The sequence below is a fragment of the Paramagnetospirillum caucaseum genome, from assembly GCF_000342045.1.
GTDB lineage: Bacteria > Pseudomonadota > Alphaproteobacteria > Rhodospirillales > Magnetospirillaceae > Phaeospirillum > Phaeospirillum caucaseum.
Genome location: NZ_AONQ01000033.1, coordinates 22,920 through 49,443 on the forward strand (window position 1 = coordinate 22,920; position 26,524 = coordinate 49,443).

Genomic DNA, 26,524 nt, shown 5'->3' on the forward strand with positions numbered 1-26,524 from the left:
CCATTAGACCTAGGGACAAGCCTCGCCCCGCAGCCGCGCCAGCCGCTGGCGGGGCGGCGGGTGGGGATGGTGGAAGGCGGCCCACAGTTTTTCCGGCTCGGGGGCCTGGGCATTGGTGCCGTACAGGCGCTCCAGGGCGCGGGCGAAGGGCTCGGCTCCGGCCCGGGCGGCGGCATGACGGTCGGCCTGCTCCTCCCAGCGGCGGATCAGGCGGGATTCCAGCGGCCGTACCGGCAGGGCCAGGACCGGCGCGGCCAGCACCAGCAGGGCCAGGGTGGAGGTCATGTCCTCCCCCGCCCCCCACGCCAGGGCCAGCAGCAGGGCGGCCAGCAGCAGGCGCCAGGCCAGGAACCATTCCCGGTGGCGGTGGGCCAGGTGCCCGGCCTCGTGGGCCAGCACCGCCGCCGCCTCGCCGGGGGACAGGGCCTGGACCAGGGTGTCGTTGAGGACGATGCGCCGCCAGGGGCCGATGCCTTCGGCGCGGGCGTTGAGTTGGCCGCTGCGGCTGCCCTCGTCCGAGACCCAGACCGGCACCGGGGCGTGAAGGCCGGCGGGGGCCGGGGCGAGGTGCCGGCCCGATGGCGGGGCGATCTCCCGCCACAGCAGCAAGGTGGCCAGGGCCACCCAGGCGGCAGCCCAGCCATGCCCCGCCACCACGGCCAGGGGAAGCGCGGGGGGCAACTCCCGGCCCAGGCGCCGCGCCTGTTCGGCCAGGACGTTCCGGGCATTCCACGCGCCGCCCAGGCGGCGGCCCCAGGCGGCGAAGGGCTGGTCGAACAGGGCGCGGATCAGCAGGGCGGCGGGCAGGGCGCCCCACGGACCGCACAGCTTCACCAGGAATGCGCCGCCGCCCAGCGCGGCCAGGACCGCCAGCCCGGACTGGCCCAGGCCGCGCGCCGCCAGCAGGCGGACCCGCGCGGCCTCCTGGATCAGGGTCCGGCCTTCGGCGTGAGCGCGCAGCCAGGCCAGGGCGCGTCCCGCCAGCCACGCCTCGATCACGGCATGGGCCAGGGCGGCCAACAGCACTGCCTGGAACATTGGGATTAGACCTATTGCCAATTGCCGCGCCGAGCCCCCGGTCAACACAATGTGGCCGGATGCAACGGCGAATGATATGGTCTCAGAGCCTGTTCATCAATAAATATAAAGTACAATGCCAATGCGAGGGCGGTATGTCTGGTGTTGATGAAGTCAATGATGCGGATTTTATTGAGATTCATCCCATGTACATGCTGCGCTGGGAGGAGTCTGAGCAGGCGCATATCCTTCTGTACCCGGAAGGAATTGTGAAGCTCAACTCATCTGCAGGGGAAATACTCAAGCGTTTTGTCGGCGGGCGTCTGGTGGCCGAGGTGGTCGCCGAATTGTCGGCGCTGTGCCCGGACGAGGACATCGCCGCCGACATCCTGGCCTTCCTGGAGATAGCCAATGACAAAGGATGGACCCGCAAGGCCGCTCAGGCTTGACGGACAGGGCAAGCCGCTCTGGCTGGTCTGCGAACTGACCTACAAGTGCCCGCTGAAATGCCCGTGGTGCAACAACCCGCTGGAATTCGGCTCCATCCGCGATGAACTGTCCACCGAGGAGTGGAAGCGGGTGCTGCGCGAGTCCCGCGCGCTCGGCAGCCTGCAACTGGGCTTCACCGGCGGCGAGCCGCTGGTGCGCAAGGACCTGGAGGAACTGGTGGCCGAGGCCGACCGGCTGGGCTTCTACACCAACCTGATCACCTCGACGGTGGGCATGGATGCCGAGCGGCTGGGCCGTCTCAAGGCGGCGGGCCTGAAGCAGATCCAGGTCAGCCTGCAATCCCACGACGCCGACACCACCAACACCCTGGTGGGGGCGCCGGTGCACCAGCACAAGATCGACATGATCCGCGAGATCAAGGCCCAGGGCTTTCCGGTGGTGCTGAACATCCCGGTGGTGCGCCAGAACATCGCCCATACCACGGCCTATCTGGAATTGGCCCTGGAACTGGGGGTCGATTACGTCGAGTTCGCCAACGTCCAGTACTACAACTGGGCCCTGGTCAACCGCGACGAACTGATGCCGACCCTGGAGGAGTTGCGGGAGTCCGAGGCGGCCATCAACGCCTTCCGCGCCCGGATCGGCAAGCGGATGACCATCTACTTCGTCATCCCCGACTATTTCAACGGTCGCCCCAAGGCCTGCATGAACGGCTGGGGCTCGATCATCATGACCATCGCCCCCGACGGCCTGGCGCTGCCCTGCCAGGAGGCGCGCCTCCTCGAGGGCCTCGACTTCCCCTCGGTGCGCGACCATTCGGTGGAATGGATCTGGAAGGATTCCCCCGCCTTCAAGACCTATCGCGGCGACGACTGGATGAAGGAGCCCTGCCGCTCCTGCGACGAGAAGGAAAAGGATTTCGGCGGCTGCCGCTGCCAGGCCTATCTGCTGACCGGCGACGCCGCCAACCCCGATCCCGCCTGCTCGAAATCGCCCTTCCATCACAAGATCGGCCAGGCGATCGTCGAGGCGCACCGGCCGCTGCGCAACTCCCGGCCCCTGGTGATGCGCCAGGCCGGGGCATCTTAGACCTATTGGCAATTTCGACGCTGGCGGCCTGGGGCGTAGGCTGCTTGCGTGTATCTCTCTCTCTAACAGCGAGGAACCTGTCATGAAGTGGGAAAAGCCGGCCTATTGCGACCTGCGTATGGGCTTCGAAGTCACCGCGTACGTCTTCGTGCGCTGACCATCGGCGGGAAGGGGGCCGCTGGCGGCCCCCTTCCCGCACCCTTCCCGAGAGAGCTTTCCATGGCGCTTCCGCCCGGATACCGGCGCACTCCTTTCGACTCGGTCGGCGGCACCTTCGCCTGCGGCCTTGTCCTGACCCTGGCCGTCGCCCTGCTGGCCCGCCTGCTGGCGCTGGGGCATCCCTGATGACCGACGGCCTGATCGACGGCCTGCTGCGCTGGGCCCATGTGGGCGGCGCCCTGGTGTGGATCGGTCACAACTACGCCAATTTCATCTCGCGCCCGCATTTCGTCCCCTTCGCCGGCGAGGCGGCGCCGGCCGATCCCTCCGGCAACGATTTCCAGGCCCGCCTGTCGCGCGAGCACGGCACCTTCCGCTGGGCCTCCGTCCTGGTGTGGCTCACCGGGCTGGCCATGCTGGCCCGCGCCGGGCTGGTGGCCGACGCCCTGGCCCTCAAGGGGGCGGCGGCGCCCATCGGCCTGGGCTTCTGGATCGGTACGGTGATGGTGCTGAATCTGTGGCTGGTGCTGTGGCCCCATCAGAAGAAGGTCCTGGGCTTCGTCCCGGCGCCCATGGCGGAGCGGGCAAGGTGCTCGCGCGTCACCTTCCTGTCGGCGCGGGTCAACACCATGCTGTCCATTCCGCTGCTGTTCCTGATGGTGGCGGGCGCCCATGGCCTGCTGATCGACTGAGCCGGCCATGCCCATGGATGCCCGTCCCCCGCGCAACCGGGGAAATACCATTCTGCGTCAGGGCAAGGTATACTTGCCGCAACCACCGCATTCGAACAGGTGGATAGAGGGAGTGCGCGCGGAGGTGACTTCCGCCGGCGATGGAATCAAGCGCGGGTTCAGCCAGGCTGCCGACGCCAGGGCCGCCGTGGCCGAATTGCGCGACCAGATCCACCAGTCCGACATGGCGGTCGTGCTGTTCTTCTGCTCGCCCGCCTTCGATCTGGAGGAACTGGGCCGCGCCATGCGCGACGCCTTCCCCGACACCCTGACGCTGGGCTGCTCGACGGCGGGGGAGATCACCCCCATGGGCTATTGCACCGGCTCGCTGACCGGCCTGTCCATGAGCGGCGACATCTGCCACGCCGACGCGGTCTATATCGACCAGCTGTCGGAATTCGCCTTCAGCCACGGGCTCGATTCGGTGCGCCAGGGACTGGCCCGCATGGCCGAGACCGAGGGGCCGGACTTCACCCAGGGCACCTTCGCCATGCTGATGATCGACGGTATGTCCAGCGCCGAGGATTCGGTGCTGTCGGCCCTGCATGCCGGGTTGGGAGAAATCCCGCTGTTCGGCGGCTCGGCCGGCGACGACCTCAATTTCCGCCGCACCTGGGTCTACCGCGACGGGCGTTTCCATTCCGACATGGCGGCGCTGGTGCTGGTGCACACGCCGTTTCCCTTCCGGGTGTTCAAGACCCAGCATTTCGTCGGCTCGGACACCAAGATGGTGATCACCGGCGCCGATCCCCTGCGCCGCATCGTCACCGAGATCAACGCCGAGCCGGCCGGGCGGGAATTCGCCCGCATGCTGGGCATGGAGGTGGCCGAACTCACCCCGATGATCTTCGCCACCCACCCGGTGGTGGTGCGGGTGGGCGGGGCCGATTACGTGCGGTCCATCCAGAAGGTCAATCCCGACGGCTCGCTGTCGTTCTTCTGCGCCATCGACGAGGGGCTGGTGCTGTCGGTGGCCAGCACGGTGGACCCCTACGCCAATCTCGCCCAGGTGTTCGAGGATATCCGCGCCGAGATCGGCCCGCCGCAGTTGATCATCGGCTGTGAATGCGTGTTGCGCTCGCTGGAGATGGAGCGCACCCAGATGAAGCAGCGCATGAGCGATCTGCTGATCGCCAACAACGTGGTGGGCTTCAACACCTATGGCGAACAGTTCAACGCCATGCACGTCAACCAGACCTTCACCGGCGTCGCCCTGGGGGCGCGGCGGCAATGACGGAGACCGGCGCCGGGTCCGATGAACTGGGACGGTTGAAGGCCGAGAACGAAAAGCTGCGCAAGATCAACAAGGTCCTGATGGACCGGGTGGAACGCGCCACCGACTGGCAGGGCAACGCCTTCTCGCTGTTCCAGGCCTCCATCGTGCTGGAAGGGCGGGTGGAGGAGCGCACCATCCAGCTGGAAGCGGCGCTGCGCCAGCTGGAATCGGTCAACAGCGACCTGTCGCGGGCCAAGGAAGCGGCGGAACAGGCCCAGCGCCGCCTGCATGACGCCATCGAGACCATTTCCGAGGGCTTCGCCCTGTTCGACGCCGACGACCGGCTGGTGCTGTGGAACAGCAATTACGTCAGCCTGATCAAGGTTCTCGGCCAGAGCGTCCGGGTCGGTACCCCCTTCGTCGAGGTGATCCGCAACGCCGTGGCCAACGGCGCCATCCGCGACGCCCAGGGGCGCGAGGAGGAGTGGACCGCCGAGCGCATCGCCTATCACCATCACCCCGGCCGCTCCTTCGTCTATCGCCTCAGCGACGGCCGCTGGGTTCAGGTCAACGAGCGCCGCACCGACGATGGCGGCACCGTCTCGCTCTACACCGATATCACCGACATCAAGGACATGGAGGAAAAGCGGCGCGAGCGGGAACTGGCGGAAAAGTCGGAACTGCTGCAGGCCACCCTGGAAAGCCTGTCCCAGGGGGTGGCGGTGTTCAACAGCCACCTGCGGCTGGTGGCGTGGAACCAGCGCTATGTGGATCTCCACCATTTTCCGTCGGGACTGATCCGCGAGGGCACCCATTATTCCGAGGTGCTGCGCCTCAACGCCGAGCGCGGCGAGTACGGGCCGGGCAATCCCGACCGGCATGTGGCCGAGCGGGTCTCCACCGCGCTCGCCCGCCTGCCACGCGCCTTCGAGCGCCGCCTGTCGGCCGGCACCATCGTCGACGTGGCCAGCAATCGCATGCCCGACGGCGGCTTCGTCAGCACCTACAGCGACATCACCGAGCGCAAGCTGGCTGATACCCGCCTGCGCGATTCGGAAAGCCGCCTGAAGGCCGCCGCCCGCGACCTGCAACTGGCCAACGAATCCCTGGAACGCCGGGTGGACCAGCGCACCGCCGAACTCTCCGCCGCCAACCAGGCGCTGCATCTGGCCAAGATCGCCGCCGAGCTCGCCAACGCCTCCAAGACCAAGTTCCTGGCCGCCGCCAGCCACGACCTGCACCAGCCGCTCAACGCCGCCCGCCTGTTCGTCGCCGCCCTGGCCGAGCAGGACGCCATGGACAAGAGCAACCGCGATTTGGTGGTCAGCATCGACAACGCGCTGGAAGCCATCGACGGCCTGCTGCGCGCCCTGTTCGACATCTCCAAGCTGGATGCCGGGGTGATGACCGCCGAACTGGCCGGCTTCGAGGTTGGGCCGCTGCTCGACCAGCTGCGCAAGGAATACCTGCCCCAGGCGCGCGAGGCGGGCATCGACCTCAGGGTTATGCCCTGCCGGGCGGTGATCCAGAGCGATCCCCGCCTGCTGGGCCGGGTGCTGCGCAATTTCCTGTCCAACGCGCTGCGCTATACCGAGCGGGGCCGCATCCTGCTGGGCTGCCGGCGGCGGGGCAACAGACTGCTGATCGGGGTGTGGGACAGCGGCATCGGCATTCCCGAGGAGAAGATGGGCGACATCTTCCAGGAGTTCCAGCAGATCGCCCTGCCCGGTCGGCGGCGCGAGAAGGGCATGGGCCTGGGGCTGGCCATCGTCGAACGCATCGCCCGCCTGCTCGACCATCCGCTGGAGGTGCGCTCGCGCCTGGGGGCGGGGTCCAGCTTCGCCATCGCCGTGCCCCTGGCCGAGCGGGTCACCGCCGGGGCGGTGCCGGGGCCGGGGGCGGCACCGGCCGCCGACCGCGATGCCATGAACGGCCTGCCGGTGCTGGCCATCGACGACGATCCCAGCGGGCTGGAGGCCATCACCGCCCTGCTGACTGCCTGGAAGTGCCGGGTGACGCCGATCCGCTCCCGCGCCGAACTGCGGGACTGGCTGGAGGCCAAGCCCGATGCGCCGCGCATCGTGGTGGCCGACTATCACCTGGGCGACGGCAGCAACGGCGTCATGCTGATCGAGGAATTGCGCGCCCATTTCGGCGCCGATCTGGCCGCCTTCGTGGTGACCAGCGACCGTACCCCCGGCCTCAGGGCCGGATTGAAGGAAAAGGGCCTGGCCATGCTGCCCAAGCCGGTTCAGCCGGCCCGCCTGCGCGCCTTGATCTCCCATCTGGCGCGGTGATTGACGCGGGCGTTCCGTCCGCATTCACCCCATGGCCGTGTGGGCGGCGCCCTCTTCCTCCTCGGTGCGCTTGGTCTTGATTACCGCCTGGGTGCGCGAATGGACTCGCAGCTTGCGCAGCACCGAGGAGACATGGACCTTCACCGTGGTGTCCGACACCTGCAGTTCGTAGGCGATCTGCTTGTTGGAGCAGCCGCGCACCAGGGCTTCCAGCACCATGCGCTCGCGCACCGTCAGCGCATCGACCCGCTCGACGGATTCGGGGCGGCGGCGACCCCTGGCGTCCACCAGGGGCGGATAGATGCCGCCGTCCAGGACGACGGCGATGGCGGCCAGCATGGCGTCGCGGGTCAGGGATTTGGGAATGAAGCCCGCCGCGCCGCACACCTGGGCGTGGAAGGCCACCACCCGGGAGTCCGCCCCGGAAAACAGGATGATCGGCACGTCGGGGGCGGCGATGGACAGCCGCACCAGACCGGTCAGCCCGTCGGAATCGGCCAGGGACTGGTCGATCAGCATCAGCCGCACCCCGTTGCCCGCCGCCAGCAGGTCGACGACGTCGGCGATGGCGGCGGCCTCCAGGCAGCGGGCGGTGGGCAGGGCCTCCTCGATCAGGGCCCGCAGCACCTCGCGGAACAGGGGGTGGCGGTCGGCGACCAGAACCAGCATGACCTTCCTTGCGTCCTCCGCCGGGAATCGGCAGTGGGGCGATTATGGAAAGCGGCCCCCGGAGCGCCTATTGGCAATAGGTCCACTGTGGCGTCTCCTCCCATTCGCGACCTAAGTCGAATTCCGCCGCCCTTGGGCGCCGTGCCATCCTCGGCGGGTATCACGGGAGGTTCCTGCCTTGCTCATGGCTCAGGCGGATGGCGGCGGCATACTCCCCCGGGACCGGTCGGGTTGCGGGGCCGCCCTGTTGTCCGTCCTGCTGCATGGGGTGGCGGTGGTCCTGCTGATCGCCGTCCAGGCGGTTCCCCGGCCCGACGAGATGCCGGAGACCCTGCCCGTCGAGATCATCCTGGAGGTGCCGTCGCCGTCCGTGCCGGCCGATGTCCCGCCGGCTCCGGCGGTATCGCCACCGGCTCCGGCCAAGCCGGCGGCGCGCGAGGCATTGCCGTCCAAGCCCCGATCCGTCCAGGTCGCCATGCCTGCCATGCCGTCCGTGGTTTCCGCCGTCGCGCCCCCCGAGCCCGGGGCGACGGCGGCTCCGGCGGCACCGCCGGTTCAAGCCGCTTCGCCCGTGGCGGCGGCCGTCCCGGTGGATTACGGAGCCTATGTGGGAATTTTGCACGAGCGTATCGCCCGGCACCGGGTCTATCCGCCCCAGGCCATGCGCCGGCGCGAGGAGGGCGACGTGCGGCTGCGCATCCTGCTGGCCGGCGACGGCAGCCTGGTGGATATCCTCAGCCTGGCCGAGGCCTCGGCCCAGTTGACCCAGGCGGCCCGGCGGGCCATCGAAAGCGCCGCGCCGTTCGACCCGCCGCCCCGGGGGGGCGGCGGTGAATTGCGGCTGGCCTTCGATGTGACGGTGGCGTTCCGGCTGCGCTGAGCGTTCAGGCGGCCAGCTTGGTCAGGGTTCCCTCCAGACGGCTCTGGGTGGCGGCATCCAGGGCGAACTGGAGGCGGGTGACGTTGTTTTCCGCACCGATGATGCGGGCCCGCACCGGGATGGCGTCGATGGTGATTTCCACCTGGGTTCCCACCGGCTGCGGCAGCGTGGCCTCGATGCGGCAGCCGTCGCTGGACACGTCCACCATGGTGACGGTGGCGCGTGGCGCGGCGCCGGCCTGGACCAGGACGGGCGTCCGGCACTGGCGGCGCTGGCTGTGGCGGCGGTCGCCGGCCGTCTTGATGGCGGAGAGGAAGTCCGACACCTCGGTGGCCAGCTGGTCCGATTGCCGCGACAGTTCGTCGGCGGTGCCCAGCAGCTGATGGGCGGCGCCGCCGGTGGTGGCGGCACCCTCGTTGACCAGGGTGATGGAGGCGGTGACCTCGCGGGTGCCGCTGGACGCCTCCTGGACGTTGCGGGCGATCTCGCCGGTGGCGGCGGTCTGCTCTTCCACAGCGGCGGCGATGGCCGAGGCGCTTTCGGTGATGCTGGAGATGGTGTGGCCGATACCGCCGATGGCGCTGACCGCGTCGCGGGTCACCGCCTGCACCGAGTTGATCTGGGTGACGATGTCCTCGGTGGCCCGCGCCGTCTGGGTAGCCAGGTTCTTGACCTCGTTGGCGACCACGGCGAAGCCTTTTCCGGCGTCGCCGGCCCGTGCCGCCTCGATGGTGGCGTTGAGCGCCAGCAGATTGGTCTGCGACGCGATGTCGTTGATCAGCGTCACCACCGCGCCGATGCGGCTGGTGGCTTCCGACAGGGACAGTACGATGCCGTTGACCCGCCCGGCCTCCTCGGCGGCGCGGCGTGAAATCTCGCTGGAGGTGGCGACCTGGCGGGCGATCTCCTGCTCGGAGGCGGCCAGCTGCTCGGCGGCGGCGGCCACCGTCTCGACGTTGACCGAGGCCTGCTCGGCGGCGGCGGCCACCACGGTGGACTGGCGCGAGGTGTCCTCGGCCACCGAGGTCATGGACTGGGCCGAATCGCGCAACTGGTGCGCCGAGGCGGTGACGCCCTGCAGCACGGCGAACACGCTGGTGTTGAAATCGGCGGTCAGGCGCTCGACGGCTTCCTGCCGGCGGTTGCGGGCGGTCTGTTCGGCGGCCTGGGCCGCCTCGAGGCGCTTGCGGGCCTGCCCGTTCTCCTTGAACACCTCCAGGGCGCGGATCATCTCGCCGATCTCGTCCTGGCGGGTGGTCTGGCGGATCTCCACGTCGAGATTGCCGTCGGCCAGTTCCCGCATGGCGGAAATGCTGCGCTTGAGCGGCAGGGCGAGGCTGCGTCTGGCGATGGTCCAGCTGAGCAGGATGCTCAGCAGGCCGACCAGCACCGTGGCTCCCACCATCATCCGCAGGGTGCTGTTGGCGGCGGTCAGGAACTCCGCCTTCTTGATGCCCACGTACAGCACGCCGATGACGTTGCCGCCCGCGTCCAGAATCGGGTCGTAGGCGGTCATGTAGGGCTCGCCCAGGATTTCCACCTCGCCGCGGAACGGCGCCTTCTTGTTGAACACCGCATCGTAGGCGGCGGTCCTGGCCAGCTGGGTCCCCACCGCCCGGCCGCCGTCGGCCTTGATGACGTTGGTGGTGATGCGGGTGTCGCCCATGAACACGGTGGCGGTGCCGCCCACCAGTACCTTGACCTTGTCCACCACCTCGAAATTGCCGTTGAGCACGTGGTCGCCGGCCATCATCTTGCCGTCGGCGACGGCGAAGGCGGTTCCCTTGGCCTTCAGGGCGTCCCAGGCCACCTTCATGTTGGTGTCCACCCGCTCGCGCGCCGCGTCGGCGGCGCTGGCGTGCAGCAGCGACCGGCTGAGCAGGGTGACGCTCAGCCCCAGCAGCAGAACGCCGGACACGGCCAGGGCCATGATCCGGGGAACGATGCCCATGGTGGCGATACGGCGGCGGAAGGATACAATCATGTGGGATACACCTAATGTTCATACGCACCAATACCTACGCATAGCATGATGCTGCGGTGCGGCACCATCCCGCGAAATGTCAGGGTGCATCGCAAAATGTAGCGTTGACAAAGAAAGGAGCCCGCGTCATGCGCGGGCTCCTTGACCGTTGGCCGGACGGTGGAAGCGCTATTGCGCCGCTTCCGGCTTGGCGTTGCTGTGGCTGTGGACCGGCTGGGGCGGTCCACCGGACGGCATGACGCTGATCAGCGAGGCCACCAGTGCCGCCAGGAACGGCATGGCCTGCACCACCAGGGTCAGCGACCAGATGCGGACGTCCGGGTCGGTGAAGTTGTTGCGCGGGATCAGCACGGCGATGGCGGCGACGTAGTGCAGCAGGGCCAGGGTGGCCTCTTCCGACGCCATCAGGAAGCCCTGGGTGAAGGCCGCCTTGTTGGCCATCTTGGGCGTGCGCATGAAAGGCGTGGATTTGGTGAAGATGCCCTGCCACATGGCCCAGGCGATGGAATAGGTCAGCCCCATGCCGGCGATGGCCGCCAGGGAACGGCGTTTCAGGCCGCAATCGACCCGCGTGGTGTAGAGGAAGAAGTGGTGGAAGATCTTCGCCACGAACACGCCGACGGTGGGCAGGGTGAAGAAGGGCAGCGGCGTGCTGAAGTAGCGCGGCGCCACGATCATGCCCAGCGACCAAGCCAGCGAGGCCACGGCGAACAGCAGGTAGAAGGCGTCGGCGAACCACGGCAGCCAGCCGGCGACGAAGTGGTATTTCTGTCCGGTGGTCAGGCCGGTCTGCTTGAACGGAATCAGCGAGCGCCAGTGGGCCTTGAGAATCTGCACCGCGCCATAGGCCCAGCGGAAGCGCTGCTTCTTGTAGGCCATGAAGGAATCGGGCACCAGCCCGTGGCCCAGGCGGTCCTGGACGTAGACCGACTGGTAGCCGGCCTTCATCATGCGCAGGCCCAGCTCGGCGTCCTCGACGATGCACCACTCGCCCCAGCGGCCGGCATCCTCCAGCGTCTTCTTGCGCACCATGGTCATGGTGCCGTGCTGGATGATGGCGTCGGCCTCGTTGCGGAACACCATGCCGATGTCGAAGAACCCGGCGTATTCCCAGTTGATCATTTCCTTGAACAGGTCGTGTTCCCATTCGCGGTGGTCCTGGGGAGCCTGGACGTGGCCGACCTTTGGGTCCTCGAAATAGGGCACCAGGCCCCGCAGCCAGTTCTTGTCGACGATGTAGTCGGAATCCACCACGCCGATGATCTCGGCGTCGGGGTGGGTGACGGTCAGCCCGAAGTTCAGGGCGCCCGCCTTGGCGCCCGGCCAGGGGGCGAGGTGATAGAACTTCACCTTTTCCCCCAAGGACTCGCAATATTCCTTCACCGGCTCCCAGACCTTGGGGTCCTTGGTGTTGTTGTCGAGGACGATGATCTCGAAATCGGGGTAGTCCAGCGCCATCAGGCTGTCGATGGTCAGCTTCACCATGGCCGGCGGCTCGTTGTAGCACGGCAGGTGGATGGAGACCTTGGGGAAGCGCTTGATGTGGTCGGGCGGCAGCGCCGTGAAGCGGCGCTTGAACTTGCTGGCCCAGGTCAGCTCGGTCACCTCGATGCCGGCGATCAGCACGACGATCAGCAGCAAGAGCTGGGCGGGCAGCATCAGTCCTAGCATCAGACCCGTTCCGGGCGACACGTCGCGGATGACGGGCGTCGACATGGTCCAGATCAGCAGGGTCGACGCGAACTGGACCAGCAGCGCAAAGAAGATCTTGCCCGGCAGGCGCAGCGTCTTCCACTTGCCCAGGAACCACACCACGGGCAGCAGGGCGATCAGGGTGGCGGTGATGGCCTGGACCGGCCATTCCTCGAATTCCAGCACCGGATTGATCCAGCTGAACTTGGGCTTGCGGTCGACGGTGTAGATGCCCCAGTGCTTTTCACTCGCCGTATTGTCCAGGTTGACCTTCCACGGCTGGTCGAAGGCTTCGACGATGTTGTAGTCGAGGTTCTCCTCGTGGGCCCAGTTGACGAAGTTTCTGAGGAACAGCGCCTGATTGACCAGCGACGGCTCCGACAGGCCGTAATTGCGCCCGGCCGACGGCCAGCCGACCTCGCCGATGAAGATGGGCTTGTCGGGGTACTGGGCCTTGACGTCCCTCACCATGCGCTTGGAGAAGTCCAGGGCGTTATCGATGGGAACGCCGCCGGGCTCCCAGAAGGGCAGGGTGTGGATGGTGAGGAAGTCCACTTCGCGGGCCAGCTCGGGATAGTCGAGCCAGATGGCCCAGGCCTCGGCGGTGCTGATCTTGACCCGCTCGGGCAGCAGGGCGCGCACCTTGCGCAGGTAGCGGATCATCTGCTCCGGGCTCAGGCGGTGCAGCGTCAGGTTCTCGTTGCCGATGATCACCCGGTCGATGTTGGGATTGTCCCGCACCATACGGACGATATTGGCGATTTCCACCTCGTTGCGGCCCAGGCGCTCGTCCAGCCAGGCGCCGGGCAGGGCCTTCAGGCCATACTTGGCGGCCAGTTCGGGGACCTGATCAAGGCCTTCCAGGGTGGAGTAGGTGCGGACTTGATGAACCTTGCCGGCCAGCAGGGCCAGGTCCTCGTCCATTTCGGCCCGTGTCGGCAGCAGCCACTCGTCCATGTAGGGCAGCTTGCGCACGATGGTCGGGTCGTCGTCGGCGCGTCCGGGGCTGAACGAGACGCTGTTGAGGGTGCCGGACCAGGGCAGGCCGCTCTGGGGACGATTCATCATCGCCCAGAAGCCGAGATTGCCCAGAACGATCAGGAGCAGAACCACGAAGCCGGAAAGACGCATGATGCGCAGGGTACCCGTATCGAGTTGCAGGGGCGGCTGTCCGTGGGGGCCTGCCGTTCCTCACGGCGCGCCCCATCGCCCACGCGGGAGCGTCGGTAGGGAGCGGGCGAGGTGGAGCGGTGGCGGCGGGTGCCGTTTGAATCCCTTGAATACTATCTGGATTATTAGCCCAGAGGCCGCACTCTGTCCATGGGGGTGACGGAGGCGAAAAGCTCAGGCTTGCATTGCGCTGCGGCCATGCCGTTCCCGGGGTCGGGGACGGCATGGCCGGGCCGGCGTCAGGCGCGGCCGAACACGCGCTTGAAAATGGTGTCCACATGCTTGGTGTGGTAGCCCAGGTCGAACAGCTCTTCCAGGGTCTTGGCCGGAATCCTGGCGGCCACCTCGGCATCGGCCTTGAGCAGGTCGAGGAAGTTGGCGGATTCCAGCCAGACCTTCATGGCGTTGCGCTGCACCGCCTTGTAAGAGTCCTCGCGGCTCATGCCGGCCTGGGTCAGCGCCAGCAGGACGCGCTGCGAGAACACCAGCCCGCCCAGCTGGTTGAGGTTCTTCTCGACGGCGTCGGGATAGACCACCAGCTTCTCGACCACGCCGGCCAGGCGGTTGAGGGCGAAGTCCAGGGTTACGGTGGCGTCGGGGCCGATCATCCGCTCCACCGAGGAATGGGAGATGTCGCGCTCGTGCCACAGGGCGACGTTCTCCATGGCGGGGATCACCATGCCGCGCACGATGCGGGCCAGTCCGGTGAGGTTCTCGGTCAGCACCGGATTGCGCTTGTGCGGCATGGCCGAGCTGCCCTTCTGGCCGGGCGAGAAGTATTCCTCGGCTTCCCGCACTTCGGTGCGCTGCAGGTGGCGGATCTCGATGGCCAGATGCTCCACCGAGCTGGCGACGACGCCGAGCGTGGCGAAGAACTGGGCGTGGCGGTCGCGCGGGATCACCTGGGTGGAGACCGGCTCGGGCTTCAGGCCCAGCTTGGCCGCCACATGCTCCTCGACCCGGGGGTCGATGTTGGCGAAGGTGCCCACCGCGCCCGAGATGGCGCAGGTGGCGATGTCTTCCCGCGCCGATTTCAGGCGGCGGCGGTTGCGCTGGAACTCGGCATGGAAGGTGGCGAATTTCAGGCCCATGGTCACCGGCTCGGCGTGGATGCCGTGGGAGCGGCCCATGCACACCACGTCCTTCAGCTCGAAGGCCCGCTTCTCCAGCGCCGCCAGCACCCGGTCCAGATCGGCGATCAGGATGTCGGCGGCCTGGGTCAGCTGCACGTTGAGGCAGGTGTCCAGCACGTCCGACGAGGTCATGCCCTGGTGCACGAAACGGGATTCGGGGCCGATATGCTCGGCCAGCTCGGTGAGGAAGGCGATGACGTCGTGCTTGGTCTCCGCCTCGATCTCGTCGATGCGCGCCGACCGCGCCGGGGTATAGGGCTTGTCGCCCTTCTCCCAGATGGTGCGGGCCGATTCCTTGGGGATCACCCCGATCTCGGCCAGGGCGTCGCAGGCATGGGCCTCGATCTCGAACCAGATGCGGAAGCGGTTTTCCGGCTCCCAGATCTTGGTCATTTCGGCGCGGGAATAGCGGGGGATCATGGCGCGAGGCCTCCTCAAGCAATCGAGGAGGGGGAGATACCACGAAGAGGGCCGGGATTAAAGGCCGCGGATGCGTCCGTAATGGACGAAGTCTGTCCAGGTGCGTTCCAGGCGCTGCATGGTCTCCAGGGTGGTGTCCAGCTGGGCCGCCGTCTTATCGTCACCGCCCAGCACTCCGGACAGGTCGTCCTGCAGCTTGCGGATGGAATTGCACAGGGACAGGCCCTTGTCGGTCAGCTTGAGGCGAACCGAACGGCGGTCATGGGTGGAACGTTCCTGCATCAAGTAGCCGCACTCGGTCAGCGCCTTGATGTTGTAGGAAACATTGGAGCCCTGATAGTAACCGCGATCCTTGAGGTCGCGGATCACCACTTCGTTCTCACCGATGTTGTAGAGCAGCAAGGCCTGGACGGCATTGATGTCTTCGATGCTCAATCGACGCAACTCCGTACGCAAGACATCCAGGAAATGTCTGTGCAGGCGCTCGATCAAGCGAATTATGTCGAAGTATGGCTGGCTCACGGGGGCGGAGTATAGGGGCATTCCCTTGCCGCGACAACAGGCTATTCCCGAGCTATGGTTGCGGCCCGCCCCGGGAGGCGGCTATTGTCCCTTGCGGATTTTGCGGGAGGAGTGACGGTGAGCGCCAAGCCCAGGATCGTGGTGGTGTTCAACCAGAAGGGCGGCATCGGCAAGACCACCACCAGCGTCAATCTGGCGGTCTGCCTGGCCGAACTGGGGCGCAAGGTCGTCCTGGTCGACCTGGACGCCCAGAGCAATGCCTCGACCAGCGTCGGGTTGACCGCGCCGGCGGCCACCGGCGCCTACCAGCTGCTGCGCGGCGAGGTGGACGTGGCCCACGCCTCGCGCGCCACGCCCTATCCCAATCTGCGCCTGGTCGCCGGCTCCGACGATCTGTCGTGGGCCGATGTGGAGATCGCCGTCAAGCCCGAGCCGCAATACGTGCTGGAACGCGCCCTGGAAAGCACGCCGGCCGACGTGGACGTGGTGGTGGTCGATTGCCCGCCGGCCTTCGGCATCCTGTCGGTCAACGCGGCGGTGGCCGCCGACGTGGTGATCCTGCCGGTGGTGCCGGCCCCGCTGGCCCTGGACGGCCTGCACAAGGCGTGGTGGAACATCCAGCGGGTGCGCACCCATTTCAACCGCAACCTCGAGACCATGGGCATCCTGTTCACCATGACCGAGGACAGCGACGTCATGCACCGCATCAGCGACGCCGTCACCGCCTCGTTCGGCGGGCGGGTGCTGCCGGTGCGGGTGCCCCGCGACCTCAAGGTGGTGGAAGCGGCGGCCCGCGACCTGCCGCTGGTCATCCTCGACCCGGACAGCCCGGCGGCCAAGGCCTATGTCCATCTGGCCGATTTCGTCGATGCCCACATGCTGGAGCCGCGCGGCGCCCCGCCGGCCAAGGCGCCGGCGGCCGGCGGGCCGTCGGAGGGAGAAGACGAGGAACTGCCCCCCGTCCGCCAGTCTCCGCCCCTGGAGCCGGGGCCGGCCCCCGGTCCCAACTGGGACGATCAGCTGGCCGAGACGGTGGACGTCATGCCCGAAGTCTCCGACCTGCGCTGGAAGATCGGCGTCGCCATCATGCTGATCCTGCTGGGCGGCTGCGTCGGCTACGCCTTCGGCCGCTGGATGTACATGCCGCTCTGACCGGTGGGGGGGGCGTCTCGCCCGCATTCCCAACGGCCGGGATGCTTATCCTTCCAGCAGCGTGATGCCGGCGGCCAGGGCCAGGGTGAAGCTCACCCCCACCGCCAGCAGGTAGGCGGCCTGGGCCGCGCCGCGCCACAGGCGGACGGAGAAAACCTTAGTGGAATTGTCGGAATTGCGCATGTGCGTCTCCTCTGAACGGCTGTTGCTCAGGGAGAATAACCAAGCCGCAGAGTTTGGTATTTGACTTTGGTTAGGCGACGATGCAGCTGCCGGGCAGCAGCACCGCGACGCGGGTTCCCTGGCCCGGAATGCTGTCGAGGGAGACGGTTCCGCCGTGGGCCTCGACGAAATGCCGCACGATGGCCAGCCCGAGGCCGGAGCCCTGATGGCGGCGCGACAGGGAGGAATCCGCCTGATAGAAGGCCTGCCAGACCTTGGCGTGGTGCTCCGGGGCGATGCCGATGCCGGTATCGGTCACCGCCATCTCGACGCCCTCGGGCCGCAGGTGGGCGGAAATGGTCACCCGGCCCAGGGCGGGGGTGAATTTCAGGGCGTTGCCCGCCAGATTGAGCAGGATCTGTCGCATGCGCCGGGCGTCGAGGCGCATGCGCGGCAGGGCGGGATCGATCTCCACCGGCAGTTCGATGGCGTTGACGGCGGCCTTGTGCTCCAGCAACCGGATGACGGTGCGGATCAGGTCGGCCAGATCGACCTCCTCCTCGTCCAGTTCGGTGCGCCCCGCCTCGATGCGCGACACGTCGAGGATGTCCTCGATCAGGGCGCGCAGGTGTAGGCCGGCGGAATGGATGAGGTCCAGGTATTCCAGGTAGCGGTCGAGATCCATGACGCCGACCGCCCCGGACAGGGCCGCCTCGGAAAAGCCGATCACCGCGTTGAGCGGGGTGCGCAGTTCATGGCTCACCGTGGCGAGGAACTGCGACTTGGCGCGGTTGGCGGCCTCGGCCTCCTGCTTGGCGGAGACCAGGGCGGCCTCGGACCGCTTGCGCTGGGTGATGTCGCGCCCTTCCGGCACCAGGAACAGGATGTTGCCGTCGTGGTCGGGGACCGGCTTCAGGGAGAAATCCACATAGGCGATGCCGCCGCTGGAATCCACATGGGTGGTTTCGAACCGCACGAACTCGCCCGCCGCCGCCCGCCCGATGGCGTCGCGCAGCATGGCGCGTTCGTCGGGGGAATGCTCCCACCAGGGGGTTTCGGCGAAGTGGGCGCCGAGGACCGGGGCGATGGAGTCCAGGCCGATGAAGGCCAGCGCGGTGCGGTTGGCGTCCAGAAGCCGTCCGTCGGGCGACAGCAGGCCGATGAACTCGAAGGTGTTCTCGATGATGGCCCGCATCTCGACATTGACGCGCAGGCTGTCGCGCAGCCGGGCTTCCGCCTCGGGGGCCAGTTCCACCAGGACCTGTCCGCCGGGCAGGGGGGTCTGGGTGCAATCGGGACCGTCCACCCAGCCGGGGCGGGTGCCGGCCAGCCGGGCCTCCGCCATGCCCAGCGCCCGGCACAGCGTATCACCCACATGGGCCAGATTGCCGTCCGGTCCCAGGACCGCCAGGGCGCGTGGCGAATTGGCGAAGGTGTAATGCGCGGCGTGCGTCAAAATCGGCGATCCCCATAGCGCGATCACCAATTATCGCATGGCGCGATAAATTCACGAACGTGAATAAGGTATAATTTAGCCCCGCCGGACTCAGCGGCGCGGGCGGGGCGGCGGCAGGCGCTCGACCACGTCGCCCCACAGGTCGTAATCCTCGGCCGCCTCCACCTCGACGATCACCAGATCGCCGGGTTCCAGGTCGGTTTCGCCGTTCATGAACACCGCGCCGTCCACCTCGGGGCTGTCGGCCTTGGAGCGGCCGATGGCGCCTTCCTCGTCCACTTCGTCGACGATCACCTCGATGCGGGTGCCTTCCTTGCGCGCGCCGCGCTCGTCGGCGATCTGGCGGGCCGCCTCCATGAAGCGCTGGTGGCGCTCCTCCTTGACGTCCTCGTCGACCTGGTCGTCCAGGGCGTTGGCGGGTGCGCCCTTGATATCCTCGTACTTGAAGCAGCCCACCCGATCCAGCTGGGCCTCTTCCAGCCAGCCCAGCAGGGAATCGAAATCCTCCTCCGTCTCGCCGGGGAAGCCGACGATGAAGGTGGAGCGCAATGTCAGCTCGGGGCAGGTCTCGCGCCACGAGCGGATGCGGCCCAGCACCTTCTCCTGGTTGGCGGGGCGGCGCATGGCTTTCAGCACGTTGGGGCTGGCGTGCTGGAAGGGGATGTCCAGGTAGGGAAGGATCTTGCCCTCGGCCATCAGCGGAATGATCTCGTCCACATGGGGGTAGGGATAGACGTAGTGCAGGCGGATCCAGATGCCCAGTTCGCCCAGGGCACCGGCCAGGTCGGTGAGGTGGGCGCGCACCGGCCGGCCGCGCCAGGAGCTTTCGGCGTGGCGCAGGTCCAGGCCGTAGGCGCTGGTGTCCTGGGAGATGACCAGCAATTCCCGCACCCCGGCCTCGGCCAGACGCTCGGCTTCGCCCAGCACGTCGGCGGCCGGGCGGCTCATCAGCGGGCCGCGGATGTCGGGGATGATGCAGAACGAGCAGCTGTTGTTGCAGCCCTCGGAAATCTTCAGGTAGGCGTAGTGGTGCGGCGTCAGGTGCAGGCCTTCGGGCGGCACCAGCGACAGCTTGGGATCGTGCAGCGGCGGCACGGCGGCGTGCACCGCCTCGACCACCGCCTGGTACTGGTGCGGTCCGCTGACCGCCAGCACCGACGGATGGGCGGCCCGGATGGCCTTCTCGTCGCCGCCCATGCAGCCGGTGACGATGACCTTGCCGTTCTCGGCCAGGGCCTCGCCGATGGCCTCCAGGGATTCGGCGCGGGCGGAATCCAGGAAGCCGCAGGTGTTGACGATCACCACGTCGGCGCCGTCATAGCTGCCCGAGATGTCGTAGCCCTCGGCCCTGAGCTTGGTCAGGATGCGCTCGGAATCCACCAGGGCCTTGGAGCAGCCGAGGCTGACGATGCCGACCTTGGGATTCGCCTGAGACATGGAAGGAGCCGCGCTTGTCTGTGAAATTCGCCGTGACTTAGCGGGAATCGGCACCGAAAAGCAAGCCTTGCGCCGCGATTTCCCTAATTCCTGCAATGACATTCGTTTCTTAACAAGATTGCGGAAAGAATGCACAATGGGACAGGAAAGGCGCGAAATGTCCGATCTGTCCCAGGCCCTGTCTCTGGCCCTCGAGCTTGTCGTCACCCTTGATCCGCAGATGCTGGGCATCGTGCGGCTGTCGGTGCTGGTGTCGGGATCGGCGGTGCTGCTGGCCGCACTGATCGGCCTGCCGCTGGGGGCGGTGCTGGCGCTGTCGGCCTTTCCCGGGCGCGGCGCGCTGGTGGTGATGCTCAACGCCTTCATGGGCCTGCCGCCGGTGGTGGTGGGCCTTGGCGTCTATCTGCTGCTGTCCCGCGCCGGGCCGCTGGGCGAGGCCGGGCTGCTGTTCACTCCCGCCGCCATGGTTGTGGCTCAGACCCTGCTGGTCCTGCCCATCGTCGCCGCCCTGTCCCGCCAGGTGGTGGCCGATCTGTGGGAGGAATACGGTGAACAGCTGCGCTCGCTGGGCGTGTCGGGATTGGGGCGGATGGCCACCTTGCTGTGGGACGGGCGTTTCAGCCTGCTGACCGCCGTGCTGGCCGGGTTCGGCCGTGCCGCCGCCGAGGTGGGGGCGGTGATGATCGTCGGCGGCAACATCAAGGGGGTGACGCGGACCATGACCACCACCATCGCCCTGGAAACCAGCAAGGGCGATCTGGCCCTGGCCCTGGGGCTGGGGCTGATCCTCATCGCCCTGGTGACGGGGGTGAACGCGGCGGTCTTCCTGGTCGGGCAATGGGCGCGGCGGAGGATGGGATGAGGGCGCCCGACACCATCCTGCCGCTGGAACTGGAGCGGGTCGGCTTCGCCGTCGGCGGGCGCCCCCTGCTGGACGACATCACCTTGCGCCTCGAGGCGGGGGTGCGGACCATCATTCTCGGCCCCAACGGGGCGGGCAAAAGCCTGCTGCTGCGCCTGTGCCACGGCCTGCTGGCGCCCAGCGACGGCAGCGTCCGCTGGCATGGCGCCATGGCGGGCGAGCCGGTGCGCCGCCGTCAGGCCATGGTGTTCCAGCGTCCGGTACTGCTGCGCCGCTCGGCCGTCGCCAATGTCCGCTATGTCCTGGCCCTGGGCGGCGTGCCGTGGCGCCGCCGCGGCGCACTGGCCATGGAGGCGCTGGAGCGTTTCGGCCTCGCCGCCCTGGCCCAGCGCCCGGCCCGCGTGCTGTCGGGCGGCGAGCAGCAACGCCTCGCCCTGGCCCGGGCCTGGGCCGCCGGGCCGGACGTGCTGTTCCTGGACGAGCCGACCTCGGCGCTCGACCCCGCCGCCGCCCTGTCGGTGGAGATGGCGGTGCAGGAGTTCCACGCCTCGGGCACCAAGATCGTCATGACCACCCATGATCTGGGGCAGGCCCGCCGTCTGGCCGACGAGGTGGTGTTCCTGTCCCGCGGCCGCCTGGTGGAGCTTGCCCCGGCGGTGGAATTCTTCAAGGGGCCGGCATCGCCCCAAGCCCGCGCCTTTCTGGCCGGCGAACTGGTTTGCTGAGGAGGAACCATCCCATGAAACGTCTGCTGCTTGCCGTCCTGGCGGTATTTTCGCTGGCCGCCGCCCCCGCCGGGGCCGAGGACCGCTTCATCACCCTGGCGTCGACCACCTCGACCGAGCAGTCGGGGCTGTTCGGCCATCTGCTGCCGCTGTTCAAGGCGGAGACCGGCATCGAGGTCCGCGTGGTGGCGGTGGGCACCGGCCAAGCGCTGAAGCTGGGCGAGCGCGGCGACGCCGACGCCCTGCTGGTCCACGACCGGGCCGGCGAGGACAAGTTCGTGGCCGAGGGCTTTGGACTGGACCGCCGCGACGTGATGTACAACGACTTCGTGGTGGTGGGGCCGTCGGCCGATCCGGCCGGCGTCAAGGGCGGCAAGGACGCCGCCGAGGCGTTCAAGAAGATCGCCGCCGCCAAGGCGCCCTTCGCGTCCCGCGGCGACGATTCCGGCACCCACCGCAGTGAACTGCGCCTGTGGAAGAAGGCCGGGGTGGACGTCAAGGCCGGCGGCGAGTGGTATCGCGAACTGGGCTCGGGCATGGGGCCGACGCTCAATACGGCGGCCGGCATGAACGCCTACGCCCTGGCCGATCGCGGCACCTGGGCCAGCTTCAAGAACCGCCAGTCCCTGGCCATCGTGGTGGAGGGCGACCGCGCCCTGTTCAATCCCTACGGCTCGATCCTGGTCAATCCCGAGAAGCACAAGGCGGTGAAGGCCGCCGATTCCAAGGCCTGGCACCTATGGCTGAGCGGCCCCAAGGGCCAGGCGGCCATCGCCGCCTTCAAGATCGGCGGCGAGCAGTTGTTTTTCGGCGATGCCAGATAGGGAGGGCCGGACCATGAATCGCAGAGCTTTTCTCGGCGGCGCGCTCGGCAGCGCGGGTGTCGCGGCGATGGCGGCGGCGGCGGAGCCGTCCGAGGTGGTGCTGCTGGCCAGCACCATCGGTCCCATCGACGCCGGCATCGTGCCCGCTTTGGCCCAGGCCTTCCACGCCCGCACCGGCATGGTGGTGCGCTTCGTCGGCGCGGGGACCGGCGCCACCCTGGAAATGTCCAAGCGGGGCGAATTTGATCTGGTGATGGTCCACGCCTTGTCCCTGGAAAAGAAGTTCATGGCCGACGGCTTCGGCGTCGACCGCCGCGACGTCATGTACAATGACTTCGTCCTGCTGGGGCCGGCCTCCGATCCCGCCGGCATCAAGGGCATGGCCGACCCCAAGGCGGCGCTGCGGCGCATTGCCGAGGCCGGGGCCCGCTTCGTGACGCGGGGCGACAATTCCGGCACCCACGTGGCGGAAAAGGCCCTGTGGGACAAGGCCGGCCTCCAGCCCCAGGGGGCCTGGTACGAGGTGTTCGAGAAGGGGGCCGGCGGTAACGGCCCGACCCTGAAGCACGCCGACGAGCGCGGCGCCTACGTGCTGATGGACCGCGCCACCTGGCTGGTGCTCAAGGCCAGGCTGTCCCTGGCCCTGCTGGTGGAGGGCCATCCCGATCTGTTCAACTTCATCGCCGTGATCCGCACCAATCCCGAACGTTTCCCCAAGGCCAACGCCGCCGGGGCCCAGCGCTTCGCCGACTGGCTGGTGGGCGACGAGGCGCAGGCCCTGATCGCCCGGTTCGGACGGGCGGAATACGGGGCGCCGCTGTTCTTCGCCAACGCCGGAGCCAAGGTGCGGCCGCCGGGATTGTGAGCCCCCTCGAACGAAAAGGGCGGCATCCCCGCGGCTGGCCGGGGATGCCGCCCTTTGGATTCCCGTGTCTTACTGGATCCGCTGCAGCAGGACGCGGATGTTGGGGTGGTGGTCGAACGGGTCGCGGTACCAGGCGACATCTTGGATTCGATACCATTTGCCGCTTCGGGTCCTGAGAGCCTTGCCGATGGTCGGGCAGATGTCCGCCTCGAAGCAACGGTTGATTTCACTCTTGTCGAATGATTCGTTGATGACGTAGCGCATGATGACCAGCCGTATGTAAAGTGAACAACTGGCTTTATCCTATTATAATATTATTCATATTTCAGTGATGGGCTTCACATATAAAATTTTATGTAAATTTACACTGTGTCGAATCAATTTTCGGTGACAATAACCCTATCCGTTTGCCGGGAATCCTCTGTAACGGAAAGTGATTTCGGCACGGCAACGGTTGAAGTCGGGCGGCGGAAGTGTCACCTTAGGGGGTATGGGCCGAGTTCGCGGGTCGCTGTTTCCGCGGCGACGAACGGGCGACGGTATGGAGAAAAGCGCATGCCCCAGCCCGCTTTTTTTCGCAGGACCTATGACGAGACCATGACCTTGATGGTCGAGGCCCGCAACTACCTGACATTCGCCGAGCGCCGCGAGCGCGAGCGGGTCGGCGGCATGGTCGGCCTGCGCATGAGCTGCGAGGCCATGCGGGTCACCTCCCGCCTGACCCAGGTGATGGCCTGGCTGATGCTCCAGCGCGCCGTCCAGGAGGGCGAGGTGGAGGCCGAGGAGGCGCTGCGCGACGAATGCCGCCTGTCGGGGGCCGACGTCTGCCTGGACGAGAGCTTCAGCGGCGACGAGACCCTGCCCAATCACCTGCGCAGCCTGATGGACCGTTCGTACCGCCTGTACGTCCGGGTGGCGCGGCTGGAGGAGATGCTGATACAGCGGGTGCTGCATTAGGCAGCTTCAGCGCCAGACCACTTCCCACAGCTGGAACTTGTCGCGGAACCCCTTCAGGGCGTGCATGCCGCCGTCCTGGAACGCGCCCTTGCCGGCGGCGAGGTCCTTGACCACCTGGGTGCACAGGGTCTGATCCGAATCCGTGGCGGCGCAGACACGGGCCGCCAGCTGGACGGTGGAGCCGAACAGGTCGTCCTCTTCCTGGATGGGCTCGCCGGCATTCAGCCCGATGCGCAGATGCAGCGGCAGGTTGGGCTGTTTCTCGTTGTGGGTGGTGACCTGGCGCTGGATCTGGACGGTGGCCTCCACCGCGTTGGCGGCCGAGGCGAACGAGGCCATGATGCCGTCGCCGGTGTGCTTGACCTCGCGCCCGGCGAACTGGGTCAGCGCGGTGCGGACGATGGCGTTGTGCTTGCGCACGATCTCCTGGGCCGCCTGGTCGCCGCGCGCCTGGGTCAGGTCGGTGGAGCCCACCATGTCGGTGAACATCACCGTCATGAGGGCCGATTGCTTCTTTTCGGTGGCCGGCTTGTTCCAGTCCTTGAGCGAGGTCTGGAGCTTGATCATCGGCGTGCCTTCATCACCCTCCGCCCAGGATTCCATGGAGGACTTGCCGGCTTCGAACATGCGGGCATAGCGCTGCTCGCCCATGTATTCCGGCACCTTGTCGTAGAAGACGGCGGCCAGGTCGCCGGGAGTGCCCAGCTTCTCGATGATGGATTTCAGCAGCTTGCGCTGGCCGGCCGAATCCAGCTTCTGGGCACGGGCGATGGACTGGACGGCGCCGGCCATGAACAGGTTGAGGCCGAAGGTGGTGTATTTGTCGGTGCTGGGCGCCGTCTGGCGGACGATCTCCATGGACTTGTCTACGAAGCGGTCGGTGACCTTCCTGGTGGCTTCCAGTACCGGGGTGGAGGGGATGGCGTCCACGGCGGCAGCGGTGGCCGAAGGCTCCCCGGCCGGGCCGGCCAGGGGCGGCGGCTCGGCCTCGGGCGGCGGGGTGGCCTCGGCGGGTTCCGGTTCGGGGTCGTCGCCCCAGGTCTCGGGGATCATCTCGGCCTCGGCCTTCTTGGCCAGCTTGTTCAGCGACTTCTTCACCGCCTCGGACGGCTGGGGGCGGGGCGGCGGCGGCGGGGCGGCGGCGGCCCCGCGGTTGAACTGGAAATTGGCGTTGCGTGGCATGAAGCGCAGGCCCAGCGGCACGGCGGTGCCCAGGAACACCAGGCCGAACACGGCGACCAGCATCTGGCCATAGGCGTCGGGGGTGATGCGGTAGCCGTAATCGTAGAGGAAGACGATACCCGAGGGCACCAGACGAAGGGCTCCCAGCCCCATTCCCGACGCCACCAGCAGAATGACGGTCAGGCGCAGGATGGTGGCGCCGGCGCCGATGCTGGGGCCGCCGGAGCGTGCCCGGGCGGCCTTGGCCGCCTTCTTGGCGGCGGCCACCCTGGCGGAGCCGCCCTTGCCGGCGTCCCCGTCCTTGCCGCCGCCTTTGCCGCCGCCACCCCCGCCGCCGCCGGCTCCGGCGGGGCTCTTCTTGGTCTGGACGTTGCGGCCGGACAGGTAGACCTCGGCCTCGTCGAACACGTTGGTGTCGGTGTTGTAGGTCTCGCGCAGCACCTTGGTGCGCACGCCAAGGGTGCTTTCCAGCTCCTTGGCCTCGCGGACAGCCTCGTCACGCTCCAGCCGCGGGAAGCGTGCGTGCAGCATCCACCCCCGGCCTTCCATGACGTAAACTTCAAAATGAACGATGATCATGTCCGCCCAATCACCGTCTGGCTTCAATTACAAATCGGCCAGGGAGTATGACAGCTCCCTTGTTAAAAATTTGCTCTACCCGCTGGACGTCAAGAAGTCCACAGCAAACACTTTCGGCCGGCGTTAAAGCCGGCCGATCGTGCAGTCCGATAATTTGGCGCAGGCGGATGCCGGACGGCCGAGGCCAATCCGGCATCGCCAATCCCTCTTAGGAATTGGTCGACTTGATGCCGAAGCCGTCGAAGCGCTTCTTGAACTTGGCCAACTGGCCGGCCGTATCGACCATACGGTGCACGCCGGTCCAGGCCGGGTGCGACTTGGGGTCGATATCCAGGCGCAGAGTGTCGCCAGCCTTACCCATGGTGGACCGGGTCTTGTACTCGGTGCCGTCCGTCATCACCACGTTGATCTCGTGGTAGTCGGGATGAATGTTGTCCTTCATAGCCTGAAGCTCCGCAAATCGAAGGCGCGTATATAGCCAATACCGGGGCGGTGCGCAAGCGGTCCTTCACCCCGGAGAGGAATTCGGGTTAGCATCGCCGCCCCAACCCCTGGAGATGCCCGATGAGTCTCGATGAAAGCCGTTTCGCCAGCCTTGCCGACCCGTTGCTGGAGCGCATCGCCGATGCGGTCGAGGATGCCATCGACGATTCCGAGGCCGACCTGCACGCGGGCATCCTGACGCTCACCCTGCCGGGCATCGGCCAGTACGTGATCAACAAGCATTCCCCCAACCGCGAAATCTGGCTGTCGTCGCCGAAAAGCGGCGCCCATCATTTCGGCTGGAGCGGCGAGCGGTGGGTGTCGACCCGCAATGCCGAGATCGAACTGCTCGGTCTGCTGCTGGCCGAGATCGGCGTGGTGGCGTGAGTTACGGGCGGGACGCCCGCGCTC

General features: G+C 67.4%; 27 protein-coding genes. 15 read left to right on the forward strand and 12 right to left on the reverse strand.

Annotated elements, in window-relative coordinates; all coding sequences use genetic code 11:
* Positions 1-9: 9 nt before the first annotated feature.
* Positions 10-1,038 carry a M48 family metalloprotease gene (locus H261_RS23385; protein ID WP_008618159.1) on the reverse strand — a complete coding sequence of 343 codons (1,029 nt, stop codon included), beginning with the start codon at positions 1,036-1,038 and terminating at the stop codon, positions 10-12.
* Between the two features lie 134 nt (positions 1,039-1,172).
* Between H261_RS23385 and pqqD the strand changes: the two genes are divergently transcribed.
* The 7 genes from pqqD to H261_RS12975 all read left to right on the forward strand — a co-directional run bounded on the left by pqqD (position 1,173) and on the right by H261_RS12975 (position 6,959).
* On the forward strand, positions 1,173-1,466 hold the full coding sequence (gene pqqD / locus H261_RS12955; protein ID WP_040476424.1) for a pyrroloquinoline quinone biosynthesis peptide chaperone PqqD: 294 nt from the start codon (positions 1,173-1,175) through the stop codon (positions 1,464-1,466).
* Positions 1,429-2,556 carry a pyrroloquinoline quinone biosynthesis protein PqqE gene (gene pqqE, locus H261_RS12960; protein WP_008618161.1) on the forward strand — a complete coding sequence of 376 codons (1,128 nt, stop codon included), beginning with the start codon at positions 1,429-1,431 and terminating at the stop codon, positions 2,554-2,556. Before pqqD ends, pqqE begins: the two co-directional genes overlap by 38 nt.
* Positions 2,557-2,638: 82 nt before the next feature.
* Positions 2,639-2,713, forward strand: a complete 75-nt coding sequence (pqqA, locus tag H261_RS26735) for a pyrroloquinoline quinone precursor peptide PqqA (protein WP_008618162.1) — start codon at positions 2,639-2,641, stop codon at positions 2,711-2,713.
* 62 nt (positions 2,714-2,775) lie between these two features.
* Positions 2,776-2,901: a hypothetical protein gene (locus tag H261_RS26535; protein ID WP_268743961.1), complete on the forward strand. Its 126-nt coding sequence runs from the start codon at positions 2,776-2,778 to the stop codon at positions 2,899-2,901.
* A complete protein-coding gene (locus H261_RS12965; RefSeq protein ID WP_008618163.1) occupies positions 2,901-3,407 on the forward strand; it encodes a urate hydroxylase PuuD in 507 nt (168 codons plus the stop codon). The genes H261_RS26535 and H261_RS12965 overlap by 1 nt, the downstream gene beginning before the upstream one ends.
* A 124-nt stretch (positions 3,408-3,531) precedes the next feature.
* Positions 3,532-4,680: a nitric oxide-sensing protein NosP gene (nosP, locus tag H261_RS12970; RefSeq protein WP_235062925.1), complete on the forward strand. Its 1,149-nt coding sequence runs from the start codon at positions 3,532-3,534 to the stop codon at positions 4,678-4,680.
* Complete coding sequence (locus tag H261_RS12975) at positions 4,677-6,959, forward strand: NahK/ErcS family hybrid sensor histidine kinase/response regulator (RefSeq protein ID WP_008618168.1); 2,283 nt, start codon at positions 4,677-4,679, stop codon at positions 6,957-6,959. Before nosP ends, H261_RS12975 begins: the two co-directional genes overlap by 4 nt.
* 24 nt (positions 6,960-6,983) lie before the next feature.
* On the opposite strand, the gene H261_RS12980 is transcribed toward H261_RS12975, so the two are convergent.
* Positions 6,984-7,628: a LuxR C-terminal-related transcriptional regulator gene (locus tag H261_RS12980; RefSeq protein WP_008618170.1), complete on the reverse strand. Its 645-nt coding sequence runs from the start codon at positions 7,626-7,628 to the stop codon at positions 6,984-6,986.
* A gap of 247 nt (positions 7,629-7,875) precedes the next feature.
* On the opposite strand from H261_RS12980, the gene H261_RS12985 reads away from it, so the two are divergent.
* Complete coding sequence (locus H261_RS12985; RefSeq protein ID WP_008618173.1) at positions 7,876-8,508, forward strand: energy transducer TonB family protein; 633 nt, start codon at positions 7,876-7,878, stop codon at positions 8,506-8,508.
* 4 nt (positions 8,509-8,512) lie between these two features.
* On the opposite strand, the gene H261_RS12990 is transcribed toward H261_RS12985, so the two are convergent.
* From H261_RS12990 to H261_RS13005, 4 genes are all read right to left on the reverse strand, one after another.
* A complete protein-coding gene (locus H261_RS12990; RefSeq protein ID WP_008618175.1) occupies positions 8,513-10,492 on the reverse strand; it encodes a methyl-accepting chemotaxis protein in 1,980 nt (659 codons plus the stop codon).
* A gap of 168 nt (positions 10,493-10,660) precedes the next feature.
* A complete protein-coding gene (locus H261_RS12995) occupies positions 10,661-13,315 on the reverse strand; it encodes a glycosyltransferase (protein WP_008618177.1) in 2,655 nt (884 codons plus the stop codon).
* A 278-nt stretch (positions 13,316-13,593) separates the two neighbouring features.
* Positions 13,594-14,907 carry an adenylosuccinate lyase gene (gene purB, locus H261_RS13000; protein WP_008618179.1) on the reverse strand — a complete coding sequence of 438 codons (1,314 nt, stop codon included), beginning with the start codon at positions 14,905-14,907 and terminating at the stop codon, positions 13,594-13,596.
* A gap of 57 nt (positions 14,908-14,964) precedes the next feature.
* Positions 14,965-15,450, reverse strand: a complete 486-nt coding sequence (locus tag H261_RS13005; protein ID WP_040476426.1) for a winged helix DNA-binding protein — start codon at positions 15,448-15,450, stop codon at positions 14,965-14,967.
* 96 nt (positions 15,451-15,546) lie between these two features.
* On the opposite strand from H261_RS13005, the gene H261_RS13010 reads away from it, so the two are divergent.
* Positions 15,547-16,581: a ParA family protein gene (locus tag H261_RS13010; protein WP_008618181.1), complete on the forward strand. Its 1,035-nt coding sequence runs from the start codon at positions 15,547-15,549 to the stop codon at positions 16,579-16,581.
* Between the two features lie 45 nt (positions 16,582-16,626).
* On the opposite strand, the gene H261_RS25790 is transcribed toward H261_RS13010, so the two are convergent.
* The 3 genes from H261_RS25790 to rimO form a co-directional block, all read right to left on the reverse strand.
* Complete coding sequence (locus H261_RS25790) at positions 16,627-16,764, reverse strand: hypothetical protein (RefSeq protein ID WP_008618182.1); 138 nt, start codon at positions 16,762-16,764, stop codon at positions 16,627-16,629.
* Between the two features lie 70 nt (positions 16,765-16,834).
* Entirely contained in the window at positions 16,835-18,199 is a 1,365-nt protein-coding gene (locus H261_RS13015; protein WP_008618183.1) for a sensor histidine kinase, read from the reverse strand.
* 90 nt (positions 18,200-18,289) lie between these two features.
* Positions 18,290-19,636, reverse strand: coding sequence for a 30S ribosomal protein S12 methylthiotransferase RimO (gene rimO, locus H261_RS13020; RefSeq protein ID WP_008618184.1), 1,347 nt, complete (start codon positions 19,634-19,636; stop codon positions 18,290-18,292).
* Positions 19,637-19,793: 157 nt separating this feature from the next.
* Between rimO and H261_RS13025 the strand changes: the two genes are divergently transcribed.
* Genes H261_RS13025 through H261_RS13040 form a run of 4 tightly spaced genes read left to right on the forward strand, consistent with a single transcriptional unit; the run spans position 19,794 to position 22,912 of the window.
* Positions 19,794-20,498: an ABC transporter permease gene (locus tag H261_RS13025; protein WP_008618185.1), complete on the forward strand. Its 705-nt coding sequence runs from the start codon at positions 19,794-19,796 to the stop codon at positions 20,496-20,498.
* Positions 20,495-21,223 (forward strand): ATP-binding cassette domain-containing protein, encoded by a 729-nt coding sequence (locus tag H261_RS13030; protein ID WP_008618194.1) that lies wholly within the window; start codon positions 20,495-20,497, stop codon positions 21,221-21,223. The genes H261_RS13025 and H261_RS13030 overlap by 4 nt, the downstream gene beginning before the upstream one ends.
* Before the next feature lie 14 nt (positions 21,224-21,237).
* Positions 21,238-22,047, forward strand: coding sequence for a substrate-binding domain-containing protein (locus H261_RS13035; RefSeq protein WP_008618196.1), 810 nt, complete (start codon positions 21,238-21,240; stop codon positions 22,045-22,047).
* A 13-nt stretch (positions 22,048-22,060) separates the two neighbouring features.
* Positions 22,061-22,912 carry a substrate-binding domain-containing protein gene (locus H261_RS13040; RefSeq protein ID WP_040476427.1) on the forward strand — a complete coding sequence of 284 codons (852 nt, stop codon included), beginning with the start codon at positions 22,061-22,063 and terminating at the stop codon, positions 22,910-22,912.
* Positions 22,913-22,981: 69 nt separating this feature from the next.
* On the opposite strand, the gene H261_RS13045 is transcribed toward H261_RS13040, so the two are convergent.
* Positions 22,982-23,176, reverse strand: a complete 195-nt coding sequence (locus tag H261_RS13045) for a hypothetical protein (protein WP_008618201.1) — start codon at positions 23,174-23,176, stop codon at positions 22,982-22,984.
* 291 nt (positions 23,177-23,467) lie between these two features.
* Between H261_RS13045 and H261_RS13050 the strand changes: the two genes are divergently transcribed.
* Positions 23,468-23,869 (forward strand): DUF1465 family protein, encoded by a 402-nt coding sequence (locus tag H261_RS13050; RefSeq protein ID WP_008618203.1) that lies wholly within the window; start codon positions 23,468-23,470, stop codon positions 23,867-23,869.
* 6 nt (positions 23,870-23,875) lie between these two features.
* Here the strand turns inward: H261_RS13050 and H261_RS13055 are convergent, their stop codons facing one another.
* Both H261_RS13055 and rpmE read right to left on the reverse strand, forming a co-directional pair.
* Positions 23,876-25,630, reverse strand: a complete 1,755-nt coding sequence (locus tag H261_RS13055; protein ID WP_008618205.1) for an adenylate/guanylate cyclase domain-containing protein — start codon at positions 25,628-25,630, stop codon at positions 23,876-23,878.
* A gap of 208 nt (positions 25,631-25,838) precedes the next feature.
* A complete protein-coding gene (gene rpmE, locus H261_RS13060) occupies positions 25,839-26,072 on the reverse strand; it encodes a 50S ribosomal protein L31 (RefSeq protein ID WP_008618224.1) in 234 nt (77 codons plus the stop codon).
* A 122-nt stretch (positions 26,073-26,194) separates the two neighbouring features.
* On the opposite strand from rpmE, the gene cyaY reads away from it, so the two are divergent.
* Positions 26,195-26,500, forward strand: a complete 306-nt coding sequence (gene cyaY / locus H261_RS13065) for an iron donor protein CyaY (RefSeq protein WP_008618227.1) — start codon at positions 26,195-26,197, stop codon at positions 26,498-26,500.
* The last annotated feature ends 24 nt before the right edge of the window (positions 26,501-26,524 follow it).